The organism is Stenotrophomonas sp. TWI1409, assembly GCF_039673015.1.
GTDB classification, from domain to species: Bacteria; Pseudomonadota; Gammaproteobacteria; order Xanthomonadales; family Xanthomonadaceae; genus Stenotrophomonas; species Stenotrophomonas maltophilia_A.
This window is the reverse complement of record NZ_JBDJKU010000049.1, coordinates 1-21,428: the sequence shown is the minus strand read 5'-3', so window position 1 is coordinate 21,428 and position 21,428 is coordinate 1. Positions and strand designations below refer to the sequence as shown.

General features: G+C 66.9%; 16 protein-coding genes and 1 pseudogene. 10 read left to right on the top strand and 7 right to left on the bottom strand.

The window, feature by feature from the left end; all coding sequences use genetic code 11:
* Positions 1–168: 168 nt before the first annotated feature.
* A complete protein-coding gene (gene cmk, locus ABE423_RS15355; protein ID WP_125895521.1) occupies positions 169–846 on the bottom strand; it encodes a (d)CMP kinase in 678 nt (225 codons plus the stop codon).
* Between the two features lie 197 nt (positions 847–1,043).
* Here cmk and ykgO point away from each other — a divergent pair, with 197 nt between their 5' ends.
* From ykgO to ABE423_RS15325, 6 genes are all read left to right on the top strand, one after another.
* Positions 1,044–1,169 carry a type B 50S ribosomal protein L36 gene (ykgO, locus tag ABE423_RS15350; protein WP_005409283.1) on the top strand — a complete coding sequence of 42 codons (126 nt, stop codon included), beginning with the start codon at positions 1,044–1,046 and terminating at the stop codon, positions 1,167–1,169.
* 146 nt (positions 1,170–1,315) lie between these two features.
* Positions 1,316–1,645 (top strand): hypothetical protein, encoded by a 330-nt coding sequence (locus tag ABE423_RS15345; protein WP_125895520.1) that lies wholly within the window; start codon positions 1,316–1,318, stop codon positions 1,643–1,645.
* Between the two features lie 39 nt (positions 1,646–1,684).
* A complete protein-coding gene (locus ABE423_RS15340) occupies positions 1,685–2,722 on the top strand; it encodes an agmatine deiminase family protein (RefSeq protein WP_032130076.1) in 1,038 nt (345 codons plus the stop codon).
* A 162-nt stretch (positions 2,723–2,884) separates the two neighbouring features.
* Positions 2,885–3,772 (top strand): carbon-nitrogen hydrolase, encoded by an 888-nt coding sequence (locus ABE423_RS15335; protein ID WP_005409280.1) that lies wholly within the window; start codon positions 2,885–2,887, stop codon positions 3,770–3,772.
* A gap of 14 nt (positions 3,773–3,786) precedes the next feature.
* On the top strand, positions 3,787–4,317 hold the full coding sequence (locus ABE423_RS15330; RefSeq protein ID WP_107432020.1) for a GNAT family N-acetyltransferase: 531 nt from the start codon (positions 3,787–3,789) through the stop codon (positions 4,315–4,317).
* Positions 4,310–5,542, top strand: coding sequence for a TraB/GumN family protein (locus ABE423_RS15325; protein ID WP_346486623.1), 1,233 nt, complete (start codon positions 4,310–4,312; stop codon positions 5,540–5,542). Before ABE423_RS15330 ends, ABE423_RS15325 begins: the two co-directional genes overlap by 8 nt.
* Before the next feature lie 140 nt (positions 5,543–5,682).
* On the opposite strand, the gene ABE423_RS15320 is transcribed toward ABE423_RS15325, so the two are convergent.
* The 3 genes and pseudogenes from ABE423_RS15320 to ABE423_RS15310 form a co-directional block, all read right to left on the bottom strand.
* Entirely contained in the window at positions 5,683–8,769 is a 3,087-nt protein-coding gene (locus ABE423_RS15320; RefSeq protein WP_346486622.1) for an efflux RND transporter permease subunit, read from the bottom strand.
* A pseudogene (locus ABE423_RS15315) lies at positions 8,766–12,221 on the bottom strand (efflux RND transporter permease subunit); the annotation flags it as partial. The pseudogene ABE423_RS15315 and the gene ABE423_RS15320, both read right to left, overlap by 4 nt.
* A 62-nt stretch (positions 12,222–12,283) precedes the next feature.
* The gene (locus ABE423_RS15310; protein ID WP_149909093.1) at positions 12,284–13,435 is read right to left on the bottom strand and encodes an efflux RND transporter periplasmic adaptor subunit; all 1,152 of its coding nucleotides are present in this window, start codon (positions 13,433–13,435) and stop codon (positions 12,284–12,286) included.
* A 206-nt stretch (positions 13,436–13,641) separates the two neighbouring features.
* Here ABE423_RS15310 and ABE423_RS15305 point away from each other — a divergent pair, with 206 nt between their 5' ends.
* Positions 13,642–14,031 (top strand): c-type cytochrome, encoded by a 390-nt coding sequence (locus ABE423_RS15305; RefSeq protein ID WP_012510782.1) that lies wholly within the window; start codon positions 13,642–13,644, stop codon positions 14,029–14,031.
* 9 nt (positions 14,032–14,040) lie between these two features.
* The gene (locus ABE423_RS15300; RefSeq protein WP_006361215.1) at positions 14,041–14,502 is read left to right on the top strand and encodes a cytochrome c; all 462 of its coding nucleotides are present in this window, start codon (positions 14,041–14,043) and stop codon (positions 14,500–14,502) included.
* A 287-nt stretch (positions 14,503–14,789) separates the two neighbouring features.
* On the opposite strand, the gene ABE423_RS15295 is transcribed toward ABE423_RS15300, so the two are convergent.
* Both ABE423_RS15295 and ABE423_RS15290 read right to left on the bottom strand, forming a co-directional pair.
* Positions 14,790–16,673 (bottom strand): ATP-binding cassette domain-containing protein, encoded by a 1,884-nt coding sequence (locus ABE423_RS15295; protein WP_346486619.1) that lies wholly within the window; start codon positions 16,671–16,673, stop codon positions 14,790–14,792.
* 256 nt (positions 16,674–16,929) lie between these two features.
* A complete protein-coding gene (locus tag ABE423_RS15290; protein WP_125895769.1) occupies positions 16,930–17,805 on the bottom strand; it encodes a LysR family transcriptional regulator in 876 nt (291 codons plus the stop codon).
* Positions 17,806–17,907: 102 nt separating this feature from the next.
* Between ABE423_RS15290 and ABE423_RS15285 the strand changes: the two genes are divergently transcribed.
* Positions 17,908–18,987, top strand: a complete 1,080-nt coding sequence (locus ABE423_RS15285; RefSeq protein ID WP_253144384.1) for a YeiH family protein — start codon at positions 17,908–17,910, stop codon at positions 18,985–18,987.
* A 153-nt stretch (positions 18,988–19,140) separates the two neighbouring features.
* Complete coding sequence (gene dbpA, locus ABE423_RS15280) at positions 19,141–20,517, top strand: ATP-dependent RNA helicase DbpA (RefSeq protein WP_049461879.1); 1,377 nt, start codon at positions 19,141–19,143, stop codon at positions 20,515–20,517.
* 142 nt (positions 20,518–20,659) lie between these two features.
* Here the strand turns inward: dbpA and ABE423_RS15275 are convergent, their stop codons facing one another.
* The gene (locus ABE423_RS15275; protein WP_032969786.1) at positions 20,660–21,196 is read right to left on the bottom strand and encodes an adenine phosphoribosyltransferase; all 537 of its coding nucleotides are present in this window, start codon (positions 21,194–21,196) and stop codon (positions 20,660–20,662) included.
* Positions 21,197–21,428 lie beyond the last annotated feature (232 nt).

Sequence of the window (21,428 nt, the reverse complement as noted above, 5' to 3'; positions counted from 1 at the left end):
TGGCGTCCCCTTCAGGGGAATGGCGACCGCCCGCCTGTTGGTCGACCCCGGAAACGCAGGTCGTGTGTAGTAGGAAAACCGCCACGCATCATTGCGCGACGGAGCTGGTACAGCACTGCTATGCGCGACCACCACCGATGCTGCTGGCAGTGCTCCCGCGCGAACGGATCAGGCAGCCGGAACCGGAAGCAGATCCATCACTCTGGCAACGACATCTGCGATGCCGATGCCTGTGGTGTCGATGAGGACAGCATCGTCTGCCGGCTTCAGGGGCGCCACGGTACGCTGAGCATCACGGGCGTCGCGGGCCATGATCTCGCGCAGGAGGTCATCAAAGTTAACAGAAACCCCCTTGTCTTTCAACTGCTTATGCCGGCGCTCGGCGCGCTCCTCGGCACTGGCGGTCAGGAAGACCTTGAAGGAGGCGTCCGGGAAGATCACCGTGCCCATGTCGCGGCCATCGGCGACCAGGCCGGGCAGCTCCCTGAATGCGCGCTGGCGCTCCTTCAGGGCAGCCCGGACCTCGGGAATGGCGGCGATGGCCGAGGCCAGCGCGCCGGTGGTCTCCAGGCGCAGCTCGTCGGTGGCATCGGTCCCGTTCACCATGACCCGCATGGCTTCACCCTGCTCGACAAACTGAACGTGGGTATCAAAGGTGCAGCGGACCAGCGCCGAGGCATCGGAGGTATCGATGTCGGCCCAGCTCGCGGCCACGCCCACTGCCCGGTACAGCGCGCCCGAATCCAGGTAATGCCAGCCCATCCGGCGCGCGATGATGCGGCTGATGGTACCCTTGCCAGCCCCTGAAGGGCCGTCGATGGTCAGGACGGGAGCGAGTGGATTCATGGGGTTCCCAGAGCGTGTGAAGGGGTCATTCTAGCCCCTGTCAGACGCCCCCAACGGGATCTTTTGTGCAACCACTTGAAACCACGAGGAAAAGCCCGGTAGAATGGCGGGCTTGAACGAGCGTCAACTGCCGATTGTCTTTCGCATATCGCGGCCACGCTCCACCCGAACAACTACTGTTTACGCCGAGGTATGCCATGAAAGTCCTGTCCTCCCTGAAGTCGGCGAAGGCCCGTCACCGTGACTGCAAGGTCGTGCGTCGTCGTGGCAAGATCTTCGTCATCTGCAAGTCGAACCCGCGTTTCAAGGCGCGTCAGCGCTAAGCCCAACAGCCTTCGCGGCTGCGGCTGGCCCTACGCGGGGCCGACCCGATGCAAAAAGCCGCCTTCGGGCGGTTTTTTGTTTATGCGGCTTTTTCCTGCCGTTTTTGCTGTAATCGCCTTTCTTGACCACTGGGGAGTAGATCGAGATGAAGCGTTACCTGTCCGCCCTGGCCGTGATGGCCACCCTGGCCACCGCCACGCCGGCGCTGGCCGATACCCTGCTTGTCGACCGTGCCCGCGAGAAGCCGGCCGGTGCCCTGCCCGTGCGCGGCCAGAGCATGCAGCAGGTACAGGCGCAGTTCGGCGCGCCGAGCGAGCAGCTGCAGCCGCGTGGCGGGCAGAAGCGGCAATGGCCGACCATCAACCGCTGGGTGTACCCGCAGTTCACCGTCTACTTCGAGAAGCAGAAGGTGATCGACGTGGTGGCCAACCAGGCGGACCCGAACGAAATCGGCCCGAAACCGCCGATCCGTTGATCCCTTTACCCGCCCTGGGCGGGCCTGTGTAGCGAGACCATGAACCAGACCCTTCGTTTTCCTGCCGAGTGGGAAGCCCAGAGCGGCGTCCTGATTGCCTGGCCCACCGCCGACACCGACTGGGCCGACCGCCTGGGCCAGGTGGAAGAGACCTACATCGCGCTGGTCGCGGCCATCACCCGCTTCCAGCCGGTGCTGATCTGCGTGGCCGACGACGATGTGGAGACCTATGCCGAGATGCGGCTGCGCTCCAACCGCATCGACATGGACAAGGTCCACTTCACCACGGCGGCCTACGACGATACCTGGTTGCGCGACTCCGGCCCGATCACCCTGCGCCGTGCCGACGGCGGCTTCCAGCTGCTGGATTTCCGCTTCACCGGCTGGGGCGGCAAGTTCGACGCCACCCTGGATGACCAGCTGGTGGGCGTGCTCGACCAGGCCGGCGTGTTCAACGACGCACCGGTGCGCAGCATTCCGTTCGCGCTGGAAGGCGGCGGCATCGAAACCGATGGCGAAGGCACCCTGCTGACCACCTGGAAGTGCCTGCACGAGCGCCACCCGGACCGCGACCGCGCCAGCCTGAGCGCCGACCTGGCCGACTGGCTGCAGCAGGACCGCGTGCTGTGGCTGGACCACGGCTACCTGGAAGGCGACGACACCGACGCGCACATCGATACCCTCGCCCGCTTCGCCTCGGCTGACAGCATCGTCTACCAGGCCTGCGACGACGAGAGCGACTCGCACTACGCCGAACTGCAGGCGATGGGCAATGAGCTGGCCGCGCTGCGTACCAAGGATGGCCAGCCGTACCGCCTGTTCCCGCTGCCGTGGGCACAGCCGGTGATCGACGAAGGCCGTCGCCTGGCTGCCTCGTACGCCAACTACCTGATCGTCAACGGCGCGGTGCTGATGCCGGCCTATGGCGATCCGGCCGATGACCTGGCCCGCGATGTACTGGCGCAGGCGCACCCGGGCCGCGAGATCGTGCAGGTGCCCTGCCGCTCGCTGATCTGGCAGAACGGCAGCCTGCACTGCATCACCATGCAGCTGCCGGCCGGGTTGTTGAAGGCCTGAGGATGGGTAGTGCCGGCCGCTGGCCGGCAACCATGCAATGCCTGATGGATTGACGGGGTTGCCGGCCAGCGGCCGGCACTACCAGCACCCATTCAGCGCGCGACACGCCGTCGCCGCCCATCCGCGCTAACATGCAGGTTTTCCCCCGCAGGAACGCCCCGCATGAACTCGCGCAGCCCCCTTACCGTCGCCCTGATCCAGGAGCGCAACCACGGTGATGCCGCCGCCAACCTGGCGGTGATCGAAGCACGCGTGGCCGAGGCGGCTGCGCAGGGTGCCAAGCTGGTGCTGCTGCAGGAACTGCACAACGGCCCGTACTTCTGCCAGCACGAATCGGTGGACGAGTTCGACCTGGCCGAGCCGATTCCGGGCCCGAGCACCGAGCGCCTGGGCGCGCTGGCGAAGAAGCATGGCGTGGTGCTGGTCGGCTCGCTGTTCGAGCGCCGTGCTGCCGGCCTGTACCACAACACCGCCGTGGTGTTCGAGAAGGACGGTACGCTGCTCGGCAAGTACCGCAAGATGCATATCCCGGACGATCCGGGCTTCTACGAGAAGTTCTACTTCACCCCGGGCGACATCGGTTTCAAGCCGATCGATACCTCGGTGGGTCGCCTCGGCGTGCTGGTGTGCTGGGACCAGTGGTACCCGGAAGCGGCACGCCTGATGGCGCTGGCCGGCGCCGAGCTGCTGCTGTACCCGACCGCGATCGGCTGGGACCCGGACGACGTGCAGGACGAGAAGACCCGCCAGCGCGACGCCTGGGTGCTGAGTCACCGCGGCCACGCCGTGGCCAACGGCCTGCCGGTGCTGAGCTGCAACCGCGTCGGCCACGAGGCATCGCCACTGGGCGCGTCGGGCATCCAGTTCTGGGGCAACAGCCACGTGCTCGGCCCGCAGGGCGAATTCCTGGCCGAAGCCGGCACTGACGCCACCGTGCTGCTGTGCGATGTCGACCTGCAGCGCAGCGAGCACGTGCGCCGCATCTGGCCGTTCCTGCGCGATCGCCGCATCGACGCGTACGGTGACCTGCTCAAGCGCTACATCGACTGAGCCGGAGCCCGCGCATGGCCGTCCTCATCCGTGATGCCGGCCCGGCCGACATCGCCGCGATCACCGCGATCTACGCGGTGGAAGTGACCGACTTCGTCAACACCTACGAGTACGACATCCCCGACGCGACCGAGATGCTGCGCCGTATGCGCGACATCATCGATCGCGGCTTCCCCTACCTGGTCGCCGAGATCGACGGCCAGGTGGCCGGCTATGCCTACGCCAACACCTACCGCACCCGCGTTGCCTACCAGTGGACCGTGGAGAACTCGGTCTACGTCGATGCCGCGTTCCAGGGCCAGGGCGTGGGCACCGGCCTGCTGCAGGCCTTGATCGATGCCTGCGTGGCGCGTGGTTACCGGCAGATGGTGGCCGTGATCGGCGAACCGACCAACGCCGCGTCGATCAAGCTGCACGAACGCTTCGGCTTCGAGCTGGTCGGCGTGTTCCGTGGCCTTGGCCGCAAGCACGGCCGCTGGCTGGATACCGTGCAGATGCAGCGCGCGCTCGGCGATGGCGCCGACACCGCACCTTCCAATGAATGAACCCATGACCGAAACCCTTCTCGAAACCGGCGACGACCTGTTCGCCGGCCAGCCGGTGCGCGTCGTTGAACGCGACGGCGTGCGTTATACCCTGCTGGGCACTGCCCACGTCTCCCGCGCCAGCGTCGAGGCGGTGGAAAAAGCCATCGACAGCGGCCGCTTCGATGCCGTTGCCGTTGAACTGGACCCACAGCGCCTGCAGGCGCTGAGCGATCCGGACACACTGGCCAAGCTCGATCTGGTCGAAGTGATCCGCAAGGGCCGCGTGGCCCTGTTCGCCGCCAACCTGGCCCTGTCCGCGTACCAGCGCCGCCTGGCCGAACAGCTCGACATCGAGCCGGGCGCCGAACTGAAGCGCGCGGTGGAACTGGCGCGCGAGCGCAACCTGCCGGTACACCTGATCGACCGTGAAGTCGGCCTGACCTTCCGCCGTGCCTCGCAACGGCTGGGCTTCTTCGGCAAGCTGAAGCTGGTCGCCGGGCTTGGCGCAGGTCTGTTCTCATCCGAGGAAGTGGGCGAAAACGAGATCGAGAAGCTCAAGCAGGGCGACATGCTGGAGTCGAGCTTCGGCGAGTTCGCCAGCGAGAGCCCGGCGCTGTACGAGACCATCATCGGCGAGCGTGACCGCTACATGGCCACGCGCCTGCGCGAGGAACACGACCCGCAGCAGCGTGAAGTGCTGGCGGTGGTGGGTGCCGGTCACCTGGCCGGGCTGGCCCGCTACCTGGAAACCGACACCGAAGCACCGGCACCGCTGCGCGCCGAGCTGGAAGCGGTGCCGAAGAAGCGCAACATTCCGTGGTTCACGCTGGGCATCCTGGCCATCGTGGCGACCGGCATCGGCGTAGGTTTCTACCGCGGTGGCCTGGGCGTGGGCACCGAACTGCTGGCGACCTGGGCGATGTATACCGGCGGCCTCGCCGGCCTGGGCTGCCTGCTGGCCGGCGGCCATCCGCTGAGCATCCTCACCGCGATCGCGGTGGCGCCGTTCAAGCCGTTCCGCCTGAGCATCCCGACCGGCGCATTCTCGGCGCTGGTGGAAGCGCGCCTGCGCAAGCCGGCGTATGAGGACTTCCTGAAGCTGCGCGACGATGCGCAAAGCCTGAAGGGCTGGTATCGCAACCGCGTCACCCGCGTGGTGCTGACCTTCATGCTGACCAACATCGGCAGCATGCTCGGCCTGTGGCTGACCACGTTCAAGGTGTGGGGCAAGGTGGCGGGTTGATTGTTCCGTGTAGCGTCGAGCCAAGCTCGACTGCGCTCTGGTAGGTGCCAACCTTGGTTGGCACGCCATGCCCGGCAAAAAAAGGGGGAGGCCGCCCCACTACGACCGGCCTCCCCCACACCACAACACGTTGATGTGCATTACAGCCGGGCAGCGCCCGGCTCTACCATTTCCACTCCACGCGCGCGGCGGATCAACCGCGTCACGGCATTGCGCAGGTCATCCAGCACCGCATAGATGGTCGGCAGGAACAGCAGGCTGACCACCGTGGAGAACGCCAGGCCGCCGGCAATCGCGCGCGCCATCGGCGCGTACTCCGGGCCATTGCCGAACATCTGCGTATTGGTCAGCGAGATCGGCACCATCGCCAGGATCGCCGTGCCCATGGTCATCATGATTGGCCGCAATCGCTCGCGTGAGCCCTCCACCAGCGCCTGCGTGCGTCCCATGCCGCCGCGCCGCAGGTTGTTGATGTGCTCGATCATCACGATGCCGTTGTTCACCACCACGCCCATCAGCACCAGGATGCCGATGAAGGACATGATCCCGAACGAGGTGCCGGTGATCCAGAACAGCCAGAACACGCCGAAGATCGAGAACAGCACGCCACTCATGATCGCCGCCGGGAACAGCAGCGACTCGAACACCGCCGCCATCACCACGTAGATCATCACCAGCGCGATCAGCAGGTTGAACACCATCTGCTGCATCGCTTCGTCGTCGTTGCCGTAGTCACCGCCATCGAAGGTGAAGCCATAACCGGCCGGGAAGTTCATCGGCTTGAGCACCGACTCCATCGCCTTGCGACCATCCGGCGCGGTGACCTTCTCGGCCAGGTTGGCCTTGATGGTCAGCGTGGTCTGGCGGTTGGTGCGTCCGATCTGGGTGGCTGACGAACCGACATCGACGGTGACCAGGCTCAACAGCGGCACGCTGCGGCCATCGCCGGTACGCACGCTGAAGCCGGCCAGGTCTTCCGGGCTGCTCTGCTCGGCGCCGGCGAAGCGCACCCATACCGGCACCTCGTTGTCGCCACGGCGGAACTCGCGCATCGGTGCACCGCGCAGCGCCAGGCCGACGAAGCTGGCTACCTGTTCGGCATTGAAGCCGAACGCCGCCGCACGCTCGCGGTCGACGCGCACCTTCAGTTCGCCGCCCTTCTCACCATTGTCGATGCGCACATCGCGCAGCTCGGTGCGCTGGGCCAGCAGCGGCACCACTTCCTGGCCGATCTCCTGCAGCATCGAACTGGAGTCGCCGACCAGCTGCACCTGCACGCCCTGGTTGCCGCCACCGCCGCCATCACCGCCCTGGTTGCCGACGAAGTAGTCGGTGCGGGCCGACTTCGGCAGGCCCTTGCGCAGTTCTTCCTGCAGCGCCTTGATGTCCTTGGCGTACTTCTCGTCCAGGGTGACCACGGTGGAGCTGCCTTCCTGCTCGCTGTACCAGGAGTACACCTGCTTGACGTGCAGGCGCTCGCGGTTGGCGTCGATCCAGTTCTCCACGCGCGCCACTTCCTCGGACATCTGCCGATAGGTGTAGGCGCCCTTCCACATGTAGCCGATGAAGATGTCCTTGCCGCCATCCCCTCCGAACATGTCGACCTTGGTCAGCTTCATCGGCACCAGGCTGACCAGCACCACCAGCACGATGCCGAGCAGGCTCCAGCCGCGATGGTGCAGCGACCAGTCCAGCAGCCTGGCGTAGCGGCGCTGCAGCCGCGCGATCAGGCCGGTCTGCGAGTGCACCAGCTTGGGCGTGGCCATGCGCGCGGACAGCATCGGGATCAGGCTGACCGCGACCAGCCACGAGGCCAGCAGCGAGACCGAGATGGTGATCGCGATCTGCGCCATGAAGATGCTGATGTTGTTGGTCTCGCCGAACAGGTTCGGCACGAACACGATGCAGTGGCACAGCGTACCGGCACTGAGCGCGATGGCCACGTTGCGGGTGCCGATGATCGAGGCCAGCCGCGGCTGCCCCGGCATGCGCTCGCGTTCCTGGTAGATGCTCTCCACCACCACCACGGCGTTGTCGACCAGCATGCCCACCGCCAGCAGCAGGCCCATCATGGTCAGGATGTTCAGCGTCACCCCGACGAAGTACATGAAGCCCAGGGTGATGGTGAAGCAGATCGGAATGGCCAGGGTCACCATCAGCGTGGACGGCCAATGGCGCAGGAAGAAGAACAGCACCGTGATCGACAGGATCAGGCCGACCGCACCGGCCTCGGCCAGTTCCAGCAGCGAGGAGGTCACCGCCTTGCCCTGATTGTCGATCACCTTGATCTGCACGTCGCGCATCGACGCTTCGGCACGGATCGATTCAACCTCGGCCAGTGCCGCGCGCGACACCTCCACCAGATTGGCACTGCGCTCCTTGAAGATATCCAGGCCAACCGCCGGGTTGCCGTCCAGGCGGCGCCCGTAGTTCATCCGCGCCGGCTTCAGGCGCACATCGGCGATATCGCCCAGGCGCAGGCCCTTGGCGTTGATCACCAGATCGCGCATTTCCTGCAGGTCGGTGATCTCGCCCACCGGCTGCACGCGCACGCGCTGGCCGTTGTCGTCGATCTGCCCGGCCGAGATCGAGAAATTCAGCGTACGCAGGCGCTCGCTCGGTTCATTGATGCTCAGGCCGTGCGCGTTGAGGCGGTTCGGATCGATGGCGATCTCCACCTCGTTCGGCGGCGCACCGGTGATGTCGACACGGGCCACGCCGGGAATGCGCTCGATGCGCCGCTTGAACTCGCGGTCGAGCATGTCATAGGCGGTGGTCAGGTCGGTGGTGCTGGCCAGGCGCACCTTCAGCACCGGCTGGTCGCTGCTGGACCACTTGAACACGTTGTAGCGCTGCAGGTCGTCGGGCAGGTCGCTGCGGATCGCATCGATGCGCTCGCGTGCATCGGAGGCGGCGATGGCGATGTCGCGGTCCCAGTCGCTGAACTCGATGAAGATCAGCGCCGCTTCGGAGGTGGCCGACGAGCGCATGCGCTTGATGCCGGTCATCGTCGCCAGCGACTCCTCGACCGGACGGATGATGGTCCGTTCCACTTCCTCCGGGGTGGAGCCGGTGTACGGAATCTGCACGAACAGGAACGGCGCGGAGATGTCCGGCAGCGCTTCCAACGGCAACCGGAACGAAGCGATCAGGCCGATCACCACCAGCGACACGAAACACATGATGGTGGTGACCGGACGGCGGATGGAGAACTCGGCCACACTCATGCCGGTTCCTCCGCACCCGCCGCACTGTCCGCTGCACCCGGCTCGATCTCACCGGCATGCTTGCGGCCACGTTCGCGGTAATACGCATCGCCACGACGGTCCATCAGGTCGTACACCACCGGGATCACCAGCAGGGTCAGCAGGGTCGACACCAGCAGGCCGCCGATCACGGTGATCGCCATCGGCGCGCGCACTTCAGCGCCCTCACCCATCGCCACCGCCAACGGCAGGAAGCCGAACAGCGTGCACAGCGTGGTCATGATGATCGGCCGCAGGCGCGAGCGCGCGCCTTCCACAAGCGCCTCGTGCTTTGCTACGCCGGCCTCGCGCAGCTGGTTGACCTTGTCGATCAGGATGATCGCGTTCTTGGTGACCAGGCCGACCAGCAGGATCAGGCCGATGAACACCACCACCGAGATGGGCTTGCCGGTCAGCATCAGCGCCAGGATCGCACCGACCAGCGCCAGCGGGATGGTGAACAGGATCACGAACGGGTGCAGCAGCGATTCGAACTGCGAGGCCATCACCAGGTAGACCAGGAAGATCGCCAGGCCGAAGGCGAAGATCAACGACTTCGCCGCCTGCGCCAGCTCCTCACCCTGGCCACCGATGTGCAGGCCGACACCCGCACCCAGCGGCTGCTCGGCGACCATCTGCTGCACTTCGCGCATGGCCGCGCCGAGGTCGATGTCGCGCAGGTTGGCCGACACCACCGCCACCCGGGTCTGGTCGGCGCGATGGATCTCGCTGGGGCCGGTGGTAGCCACCACCTCGGCCACCGCGTCCAGCGTCACCGGACGGGTACTGCCCGGATTGACGATCAGCCGGCGGATGCTCTCCACGCTGGCGCGGTCGCCTTCCTGTGCACGCACCAGCACGTCGATCTTGCGGTCACGGAAGCTGTAGCGGGTGGCGACATCGCCGCGCACCTTCTTCACCACCACGTCGGCGATCTGGCGCGTGGTCAGGCCCAGTGCACCGGCACGCTCCTGGTCGAAGCGGATCTGGATTTCCGGGAAGCCCTCTTCCACCGTGGACTTCACGTCGGCGTAGTGCGCGTTGCCGCGCAGCAGCGCCGCCAGGCGCTGGCCGGCCACTTCCAGCGTGGCCATGTCCTGCCCGCGCAGCTCGATTTCCAGCGGCGTGGAGAAGCTGAACAACGCCGGCCGCGCGAAGTCGACCTGTGCCCCCGGATGCTGGCCCATGGTGTCACGCAGGCGCTCGGTGATCTCGGCCTCGGTGCGTGCATTGCCACCGCCTTCCATCACCACGGTCAGTTTGCCGATGTTCTCGCCGCTCTCGGTGGGGCTGGCATCCAGGCGGGTGCCGCTGCCGCTGACACCGTACAGCGACGCCACGCCCTCGCCCTTGCCGTGCGCCAGCTGCAGCTCGCGTACCAGTGCATCAGTCTGCTTCAGCGGCGTGCCGGCCGGCAGCTTCACCGTCATCTCGAAACGGTCCTGCGCCAGCTGCGGGATCAGGTCGGCACCGAGCATCGGCACCAGCGCCATGGTCGCCACGAAGATGATCGAGGCGACACCCAGCACCTTGCCCGGATGCGCCAGTGCGCTCGGCAGCAGGCGCAGGTAACCGCGCTCGGCACCGGCATAGGGCTTCATCGCCAGATCGCTGGCCTTGCGCATCACCGGGCCCACCACCGCCACCACGCCACGCCACGCCCGCACCACCAGCCAGGCCAGCGCGTAGAAGCTCCAGCGCGCAGTCGCCACGGCACCACGACGGCCCAGTGCCACCGGCTTCTGCCAGCGGTTCTGCGGTTGCCACGGTTCGTTCGGCGCTTCTTCCGGGAACGCCAGCGGCGGCCGTCCCTTCAGCGAGCTCAGCATCGGGATCAGGGTCATCGACACCAGCAGCGAGATCGCGATGGCGATCGCCACGGTCAACGCCTGGTCGCGGAACAGCTGGCCAGCGATGCCATCGACGAACACCAGCGGCAAGAACACCGCGATGGTGGTCAGGGTGGAGGCGACCACCGCCATGCTCACTTCGCGGGTACCGGCGATGGCCGCCTGCAGGATGCCCAGGCCACGCTCGCGGGCCTTAGCGATGCTCTCCAGCACCACGATCGAGTCATCCACCACCAGGCCGGTGGCCAGTGCCAGACCGCCCAGCGACATCACGTTCAAGCTCAGGCCGAGCTGGCCCATGAAGAAGAACGTGGCGATGATCGAGACCGGCAGCGACAGGCTGATCACGAACGTGCTCCAGCCATCACGCAGGAACAGGAAGATGATCAGGATCGCCAGCAGGCCGCCGATCACTGCATCCTTCTTGACGTCGGCGATGGCGTGCTCGATGAAGCGCGACTGGTCCTCGATGGTGGTCATCTCGACATCGGACGGGAACGTGCCCTTGATCTGCTCCAGGCGCTTGCGCAGCGCTTCGGCGGTGGACACGGTATTGGCGTCGCCTTCTTTGTAGATCGCCAGTTCGACCGATTCCTTGCCGCCCAGGCGGATCACCGCTTCGCGCTCCTTGTAGCCCTGGCGCACGGTGGCCACGTCCTTCAGGCGCACCGGCACACCGTTGGCGACCACGCTGGAACCACCGCCGGACGATGCGCTCTGCGCCGCCGATGCTGCCGCGATGGCTGCCGCCGAACCGGTCGACGCGGCGATGTTGAACATCTGCTGCAACGCCGAGTCGGCCGCGCTGCCGTTCGACGCCTGGGTGGTGACCAGCAGGTTGCGGATCTCCTCCAGATCGGCGAACTGGTTGACGGTGCGCACCAGGAAGCGCTGCGAGCCCTCCTCCAGGCGGCCGCCAGAGATGTTGATGTTCTCGTCCTTCAGGCGCTTGATGACGGTGTCGATCGGCAGGTTCAGCTGGGCCAGCTTCTGCTGGTCGATGTCGACCTGGATCTCGTCTTCCAGGCCACCGCCGACCTTGACCGCCGCCACGCCGCTGACCGGCTCCAGCTTCTTCTTCAGGTCTTCATCGGCATAGCGGCGCAGGCCGGTCAGCTCGCGGACCGCATCGGCATCGCTGGTCGGCGCCACCTTGTTCGACAGCACCAGGCGCATGATCGGCTCGGTGGACGGATTGAAGCGCAGCAGCACCGGGGCCTTGGCCTCCAGTGGCAGGTTCAGCGCTTCCATCTTGTCGCGCACCTCCAGGCTGGCCTGGTCCATGTTGGTGCCCCAGGCGAACTCCAGCACTACATCACTCTGGCCGGTGCGCGAGACCGACTTCAGCTTGCGCAGGTTCTTGACCACGCCGACCGCTTCTTCAACCGGCTGGGTGATCAGGGTTTCGATTTCGGTCGGCGCCGAACCGGTGTACTCGGTGCGCACGGTCAGCGTCGGGTAGCTCAGGTCGGGCAGCAGGTTGACCTTGAGGTTGCCCAGCGCGATCAGGCCGAACAGCAGCAGCGTGACCGTGCACATGGCGATAGTCACGCGACGGCGGGTGGCGAATTCCACCAGGCCGCCGCGCATGCCGGCGGCGGCGCCGTCGCTCGCCGGCGAGGCACCGTGGTCGTGGCCCGGGGCGGTCATTGCGTGCTCCCGGCCTTGTCTGCCGGCTTGGCGGCCGCTGCGACCGTCTTCGGCTTTGCCTTCGGATCGGCGATCACCTGCACTGCGGTGCCGTCGCGCAGGGCGACCTTGCCGGCGGTGACCACCTGATCACCGGCCGCCAGGCCATCACGGATCTCCACCCACGGGCCCTCGGCGTAACCCAGCTTGACCGGAACGCGTGCGACCTTGCCTTCGCGCACCCGGAACACCGCCGGCTCACCATCGTCGAGCAGCGCCAGGCGCGGCACCACCAGCGCATCGGCACGCTGGTCGTAATCGATGCGGATGCGCCCGAACATGCCGGGCTGCAGCGCATGTGCGGCGCCATCGAAGGCGCTGACCACGCGAAACGTACCGCTGCCCGAATCCACCACCGGCGCGATGCGATCGACGGTGCCGGTGAAGCTCTGGCCCGGCAGCGCATCGGCAGCCAGCGTCACCGGCTGGCCGGCGCGCAGGGTGGCCAGCTCGCGCTCGGGCACGTTGAGGGTGGCTTCCAGCCGCGAGTTGTCGACGATGCGGAAGATCGGCGTGTTGATCTGCACGAAGTTGCCGGTCTTGATCGAGCGCGACGCGATCACGCCGGAGATCGGCGCCACCACCGTGGTGTAGGACAGTTCCAGCGTGGCCAGGCGGTACTGCGCGCGTACGTTTTCCAGGTCGTAACGCAGCTGGTCGACGTCGGCGGCGCTGACCATCTGCTGGCCCACCAGTTTCTGCGCGCGCTGGTAGTTGTTTTCCAGCTTGCGCATCTGCGCTTCGCTCTGCGCCACAGCCAGCCGAGCGCGGTCCGGGTCCAGCCGCACCAGCGGCTGGCCGGCGGTGACCCGCTGGCCTTCTTCGACCAGCACCGCCAGCGCCACGCCGGAAGTCTTGGCCACCACCTGCGACTCGGCGCGTGGTTCCAGCGCAGCGGTACCGGTGTAGCTGGCCGCGACAGCACGGTGGCTGGCCACGGCCACTTCGACCGGGACCGCATCGACCTTCTTCTCCTCCTTGGTCTCGGCGGCCTTGGCTTCGGAATTGGGCCCTGCGGCGCAACCGCCCAGCAGCAGGGAGGTGGAGATCAGCAGTGCGGCAGCGCAGATTCCGCTGCGACGGCCGGACAGGAAGGTTGGGTGCGACATCGTCAGATCCCTGGAGGATGCGTGGACAGGTGTGGTAGCAAAGTAATGCACCACTTCACGGCAACACCATATCCCAAAGGTCATGGTGTCTTCGTGCCGCTGGTCGGCCCGCCCCCCATTTCAGCTAGATGAAACCTGGGGCTATACTCGGGTCGTTCCGTACCCCACGCCGGAACGACCAGACCCGAATCCCCGGAAACGACACCATGCGCCCGCAGCCGCTCGCCGCTTGTCTCGCTCTGGCCGTCCTCCTGCCCCTTGGGGCCGCCGCACAGCCCGCTCCTGCTCCTGCCACACCCGCCCCGGCTCCGGCGCCCGCCGCCGCGCCGCAGGCCACCGCTCCCACCGGCAACTTCGACAATGGCCGTGTCCTGGCCTACACCTGCCAGGGGTGCCATGGCATCACCGGCTACAAGAACGCCTACCCCAGTTACCGGGTGCCGAAGATCGGCGGCCAGACCCAGCAGTACCTGGCCCAGGCCCTGACCGAGTACCGCCAGGGCAAGCGCAGGCATCCGACGATGCAGGCGCAGTCGATGAGTTTCAGCGAACAGGAGATCGCCGATCTCTCTGTTTACCTGTCCACCGTCAAGTAAGGCCCGCCCATGTCGAAAGCCGCGCATCCGATGCGTCACGCCATCGCCCTGTCCGTTGCCCTGCTGCTGGCCGCCTGTTCACAGTCGCAGGTGGAAAACAGCGAGAAATCCGCCGCCGACCCGGGCCATGCCAGCGGCGAACACGGTTCTTCATCCTCTGCCGGCCTGCCACCAGGCCGCGAGGCCGCCGGTGAAGCCCGCGCCAAGGTGAAGAGCAAGGCCACCAACCAGAGCTGCATCGACTGCCACGGCGCCGACGGCAACGCGCCGATCGATGCGACCTACCCGAAGCTGGGTGGGCAGTACGGTGATTACCTGGCGCATGCGCTGCAGGCCTACCGTGCCGGTGACCGCCAGCATGCGCTGATGACGCCGCAGGCGAAGGACCTGAGTGATCAGGACATCGCCGATCTGGCCGCGTACTTCGGCAGCCGGCCGAGCCAGCTGCGGGATCTGCACGGGGTTAAATGACCACGCTGCGCGGATCATGACTGCTGCAATCTGAGGCGTTCATGGGCGTTACTTTTCTTTGCGCGCAAAGAAAAGTAACCAAAAGAAACGCTCCGCCGTCCGCGAGCCGATGCTGCGCACCGGCACCCTGCGCTCCTCGGCCCACCGAGGGACGGCGCGGGAACTCGCTACGCTCAGACACCCGCGCCTCTTCGCCCTCGCCGGACCTGCGGTGCTCGGCTCGCTTCAAGGCGGAATCAGATCAAAAGCCACAGCCGCCCGCCGGGCGAGACGGCCGTGGCAGACGCTCAGCCTTCCAGCTCTTCCCAGCGCGCGTACGCCGCATCCAGCTCGGCCTGCACCTTGGCCAGCTGCTGGGTGTGCGCCGCCACTTCAGCGCTGCTGCGGGTGTAAAACGACGGGTCGTTCATCGCCGAGGTCAGCCCTTCGACGTCGCCTTCCAGCTTCTCGATGGTCTTCGGCAGCTGCTCCAGCTCGCGTGCTTCCTTGTAGGCCAGCTTGCGCTTGGGCGCGGCCGGCGTAGCGGCCGCTGCAGCAGGTGCAGCTGCGGCTGGCTTGGCGGCAGCCACCACCGCCGGCGCGGCGGCAATGCTGCTGGCGTACCGCTGCCAGTCGCTGTAGCCACCCACGTACTCACCGATCACGCCGTCGCCTTCCATCACCAGCGTGGAGGTCACCACGTTGTCAATGAAGTCACGGTCATGGCTGACCAGCAGCAGCGTGCCGGTGTACTCGCCCAGCAGCTCTTCCAGCAACTCCAGGGTTTCCACGTCGAGGTCGTTGGTCGGTTCGTCCATTACCAGCAGGTTGGACGGCTGCGCGAACAGCTTGGCCAGCAGCAGGCGGTTGCGCTCACCGCCAGACAGGCGGGTGATCGGCGCACGCGCGCGCTCCGGCGTGAACATGAAGTCCTGCAGGTAGGCATGCACATGCTTGCGCTTGCCGTTGAATTCGAGGAAATCACGGCCCTCGGCCACGTTCTCGATGGCGCTCCAGTCTTCGCGCAGCACCGCGCGGTACTGGTCGAAATAGGCGATCTGCAGATTGGTGCCGGGATTGACTTCACCCTTCTGCGGCTGCAATTCGCCCAGCAGCAGCTTCAGCAGCGTGGTCTTGCCGCTGCCGTTGGGACCGATCAGGCCGATGCGGTCGCCGCGCAGGATGGTGGTGCTGAAGTCACGGACCATGGTGCGCTCGCCGAAGGCGAACGAAATGTCCTTGACGTCGATGACCTTCTTGCCGGAGCTGACGCCCTGCGCGGCTTCCATCTTGACGTTGCCGCTGAGGTCGCGGCGCTGCGAGCGTTCGGTGCGCATCGCCTTCAGGCGGCGTACGCGGCCTTCATCGCGGGTACGCCGGGCCTTGATGCCTTGGCGGATCCAGACTTCTTCCTGCGCCAGCAGCTTGTCGAAGCGGGCGTTTTCCTGCGCCTGCGCGTTGAGGCGTTCCTCGCGGCGGCGCTCGTAGTTGGCCCAGTCGCCCGGCCAGCTGGTGACCTGGCCGCGGTCGATCTCGACGATGCGGGTGGCCAGTGCACGCAGGAAGCGGCGGTCATGGGTGACGAACACCACGCTGCCGCTCCAGCCCTTCAGGAACGCTTCGAGCCAGTCGATGGCCTCGATGTCCAGGTGGTTGGTCGGTTCGTCCAGCAGCAGCACGTCGGGGCTGGACACCAGCGCGCGGGCCAGCAGCACGCGGCGCTTCATGCCACCGGACAAGCGGCCGAACTCGGCCTCGCCGTCCAGGTCGAGCTTGGTCAGGGTTTCGCTGACGCGCTGGTCCAGGCCCCAGCCGTTGGCGGCGTCGATCTTGGCCTGCACGTTGCCGAGCGCTTCGCCATCGAACACCTCGGCATGGCTGAGGTGGTGGAATTCGGCCAGCCACTGGCCCAGTTCGCCGAGGCCATCGGCGACGACGTCGAACACCGAGCCAGCAGCGCCGTGCGGCACTTCCTGCTCCAGGCGGGTGACACGCACGCCCTGCTGCACGCGCACTTCGCCGTCATCGGGCTTGTGGTCGCCGGACAGCAGCTTGAGCAGGGTGGATTTGCCGGCGCCGTTGCGGCCGATCAGGGCGATGCGTTCGCCCGGCTCGATCGACAGTTCGGCCTTTTCCAGCAACAACGGGCCGCCGACGCTGAAGTCGACGTTCTGTAGGGTAATCAGAGGCATCCGGCCATTGTACCGGTTGGGGGCGTCGGCCGGGCTGCACCCGGCACCCGCGGTAGTGCCGGCCGCTGGCCGGCAACCTCAACGGCAACGTCAAAAGCGGGTTTCCTGCGGGATGGCGGAGTGGATCCCGCGATCTGTCGGAACGGCATTCTGCTCTGGTGGGTGTCGACCCTGGTCGACACAGTAGATCCACGCCATGCGTGGATGAGCACTACAAGAAGTGTCGATGGATGGAATCAACTGGGGTTCTGATGGATTACCCCACCTCCCCCAGCAACGCCTGCAACCCCGGCAGCCACTGCTTGCCGGGATGCCGTACCAGCCACAGGGTGCGCTGCAGGGCGGGCAACGGGGTCTCAAGCACGCGCAGGCGGCCGAGGGCCAGCGGCTCTTCCAGCGCATGACGCGAGAGACAGGCCAGACCGAGCCCGGCGATGGCGGCCTGCTTGATCGCTTCGGTATTGCCCAGCTGCAGGGTCTGCGCGAAACCGCGCAGGTGCGGCAACAAGGCCTGCTCCACCGCTTCGCGGGTACCCGAGCCCGGTTCGCGCAGCAGCCAGCGTGCGCGGCGCAGTTCGTCCAGCGACCAGCGCGCGGGGGCATCGGTGGCGGCGACGATCACCAGCGGGTCCTGCTGCCAGGCGGTGACCTGCAGGCCGCGCTCGTGGCACGGGCCTTCGATCAGGCCGGCGTCCACGTCCAGTCGCTGCACGGCGGCGACAACGCCGGCACTGTTGTCGATGCGCAGGTCGACCTCGGCCTGTGGCGCCTGGCGCAGCAGATCGGCGATGCGTGGGGGCAGCAGGTAATTGCCGATGGTGGTGCTGGCGGCCAGCACCAGCCGCAGTGGCGCGCCCTGCGACGGGTCACCGCCGGCGGCGAGCTGGCGCTCGAGGTCGGCGGCGTTGACCAGCAGCGTGCGCGCGGGTTCCAACAGGGCGCGGCCGTGGCCATTCAGCGCCAGGCGGCGGCCGATGCGGTCGAACAGGGGCGTGCCGAAGTGCGCTTCCAGCTCCTGCAGGGCGGCGCTGCTGGCCGACTGCGAAAGCGCAATGGCCTGGCCGGCAGCAGTGGTGCTGCCATGGTCGGCGATGGCGACGAAGACCTGCAGCTGGCGCAAGGTCAGGCGCATGGCACTTACCTTCTTGATGGGTAGGTTTCACCCATATTATTCGTTTTACAGGTCAGCGACAGAGGCGCACGCTTGCCCCATCACTCCAGCCCTGCCCCTGCCATGAACGCCCCCGCTCTCTCCCCCTGGTCCCTGCCCGCCCTGCGCCAACGCTGGCAGCCGCGCCTGCCCGGCCTGCTGCTGGTGGGTCTGATCGCGGCAGCGTCGCTGTACCTGGCCGAGCTGCCCTGGCTGCAGGCGCACGGTCTGAGCGCGCTGACAGTGGCCATCGTCGCCGGCATCGTGGTCGGCAACACCCTCTATCCGCGGCTGGCGCCGAGCAGCGCAGCCGGTGTCGGCTTCTCCAAGCACTGGCTGCTGCGCGCCGGCATCGTGCTGTACGGCCTGCGCCTGACCTTCCAGGACATCGGCCATGTCGGCGTCAGCGGCGTGCTGATGGACGTGCTGGTGGTGGCTAGCACCTTCGGCCTGGCCTGCTGGCTGGGCGTGCGTGTGTTCAAGATGGAGCGTGAGGCGGCAATGCTGATCGGTGCCGGCAGCGCGATCTGCGGCGCGGCGGCGGTGATGGCCGCCGAACCAGTGGTGCGCGGCCGTGCTGCGCAGGTCACGGTAGCGGTGTCGACAGTGGTGGTGTTCGGCACGCTGGCGATGTTCCTGTATCCCGCCCTGTATGCGCTGGTGCAGTCGCACGGCTGGCTGGCAATGGACGCGCGCCAGTACGGTCTGTTCACCGGCGCGACGGTGCATGAAGTGGCACAGGTAGTCGCCGCTGGCCGCGCGGTCAACGAAGCGGCGGCTGACACGGCGGTGATCACCAAGATGGTGCGGGTGATGCTGCTGGCACCGTTCCTGGTGGCGCTGTCGCTGTGGCTGGCGCGTGGCGGCAAGGCCAGCGCCGATGGCAGCAAGGCGCGCATTGTGGTGCCGTGGTTCGCTTTTGGTTTCGTGGCGGTGGCCGGGTTCAACTCGCTGCATCTGCTGCCGGCCGGCCTTCAGGCGGGGCTGGTGCAGCTGGATACCGTGCTGCTGGCGATGGCGATGGCCGCGCTGGGCCTGACCACCCACGTCTCGGCGCTGCGCCAGGCCGGCCTGAAGCCGCTGCTGCTGGCACTGATCCTGTTCGCCTGGCTGCTGTTCGGGGGCCTGGCGATCCACCAGGGCGTGCTGGCGGTGCTTGGCTGAGCAGGAGCGTGCCGACCAAGGTCGGCACCCACCAGTAGATCCACGCCATGCGTGGATGGCGGCTCCAATTGGGGGTCAGAGCCCTTTCCTGCGGAAAGGGATCCGACCCACCCCATTAGGCGGGAGCGGCCGCGCGGACGGGTACAATGCGCCATGACTGACTTCTCGACCCTGCCGCTGAGCCCGGCCCTGCAGCCCGGCCTGGATGCCCTCGGCTACACCACCCTTACCCCCGTGCAGGCGCAGAGCCTGCCGGCCATCCTGGATGGCCGCGATGTGATCGCACAGGCGCCGACCGGCAGCGGCAAGACCGCCGCCTTCGGCCTCGGCCTGCTGCAGGCCATCGACCCCAGCCTGATCCGCGTGCAGGCGCTGGTGCTGTGCCCGACCCGCGAATTGGCCGACCAGGTCGGCAAGCAGATCCGCAAGCTGGCCACCGGCATCCCCAACCTGAAGCTGCTGCTGCTGGTCGGCGGTGTGCCGCTGGGCCCGCAGCTGGCGTCGCTGGAAGGCCACGACCCGCACGTGGTGGTCGGCACTCCTGGCCGTGTGCAGGAGCTTGCACGCAAGCGCGCGCTGAATCTTGGCGCGGTGCGCACGCTGGTGCTGGACGAAGCCGACCGCATGCTCGACATGGGCTTCGAGGAGCCGATCCGCGAGATCGCCGGCCGCACCCACAAGGATCGCCAGAGCCTGCTGTTCTCGGCCACCTTCCCCGACAGCATCCGCACCATGGCGCGTGACCTGCTGCGCGACGCGGTGGAAGTGACCGTGGAGGGTGCCGACCAGGCACCGGCCATCCGCCATCTGTTCTGCGAGGTGGAACCGGCGCACCGCCAGAAGGCGCTGGCTGGCCTGCTGCTGAAGTACACGCCGGAATCGGCGGTGGTGTTCTGCAACACCCGCAAGGACGTGGACGAAGTGGCCAACTCGCTGCAGCAGTTCGGCTTCTCCGCACTGGCCCTGCACGGCGACATGGAGCAGCGCGACCGCGAGGAAGTGTTGTTGCTGCTGGCCAACCGCAGCTGCAACGTACTGGTGGCCAGCGATGTGGCCGCACGCGGCCTGGACGTGGAAGAGCTGGCGGCGGTAATCAACTACGAGCTGCCGACCGACGTGGAGAGCTACCAGCACCGCGTGGGCCGTACTGGCCGTGCCGGTGCCAGCGGCCTGGCGATCAGCCTGGTGGCCGGCCGCGAGAAGACCCGTGCCGAAGCCATCGAAGCGCAGATGGGTCAGCCACTGGACTGGCAGAAGACGCCGCTGGCGACTTCGCGCCCGGCCGAGCTGCCGCAGGCCGCGATGCGCACGCTGCGTATCGACGGTGGCAAGACCGACAAGCTGCGCCCGGGCGATATCCTCGGTGCACTGACCGGCGACGCCGGCCTGTCGAGCAAGTTCATCGGCAAGATCGCGATCTTCCCAACCCGCTCCTATGTGGCGATCGCGCGTGAGCAGGCCAACAAGGCCGTGGCCAAGCTGGAAGCCGGCAAGATCAAGGGCCGACGTTTCCGCGTGCGGATGATGTAACCGGGTGACCTGTAGAGTCGAGCCATGCTCGACTCTGTGGGAACAGCGAACGGCAACAGCGCTGCCACCCAAGGTTGGCAACTACCGGCTCCAGGCCATTCGCTCTGGTAGATGCCAACCTTGGTTGGCACCCACCCTTCGATCAGAACACCAGTTCGGTGTGCAGCGGCAGGTCCGCTTCCCAGCGGGCGCGGCCGCCGAGACCGTCCAGTTCGACCAGCACGCCGGCACCGACCACGTCAACGCCCAGGCGGCGCACCAGCGACAACGCGGCGACCAGCGTGCCACCCGTAGCCAGCACGTCGTCGATGATTGCCACGCGGGCACCGGCCGGCAGCGCATCGGCGTGCACTTCGATGCAGTCGCTGCGGTATTCCAGCGTGTATTCCTCGCGCAGCACCTGGCCCGGCAGCTTGCCCGGCTTGCGCACCGGCACGAAGCCGACGCCCAGTTCCAGCGCCATCGCGGCGCCGAGGATGAAGCCGCGCGATTCGATGCCGACCACCGCGTCCAGCTTCTGGTCGCGCCAGCGGTCGGCCATCGCGGTGATGGCACCGCGGAAGTCCTCGCCGTGGGCGAGCAGCGGCATGATGTCCTTGAACAGGATGCCGGGCTTGGGGAAGTCGGCGATGTCGCGCAGGCGGGAGGCCCACTGCGGAGCGACGATGGCGTCGGTCATGTCACGTTGGCTATCTGATGGCGGCATAGGGTACCTGTTCCGGGCGCCGCCTGCCTGTTGGGGGTGTTCGGCCGGGCTGCGCCCGGCACCTGCAGAGGCTACCGCGCAAGCAAAAGCGAAAGCAAAAGCCGCATTCCGAGAGATGGCGGGGTGGGTCCGGTTGCGGGAGACGCCGTAAACCCGTCCATGGGGGCTTGGCCGCGGCATCCATGCCGCGGACACTCCCGCAACC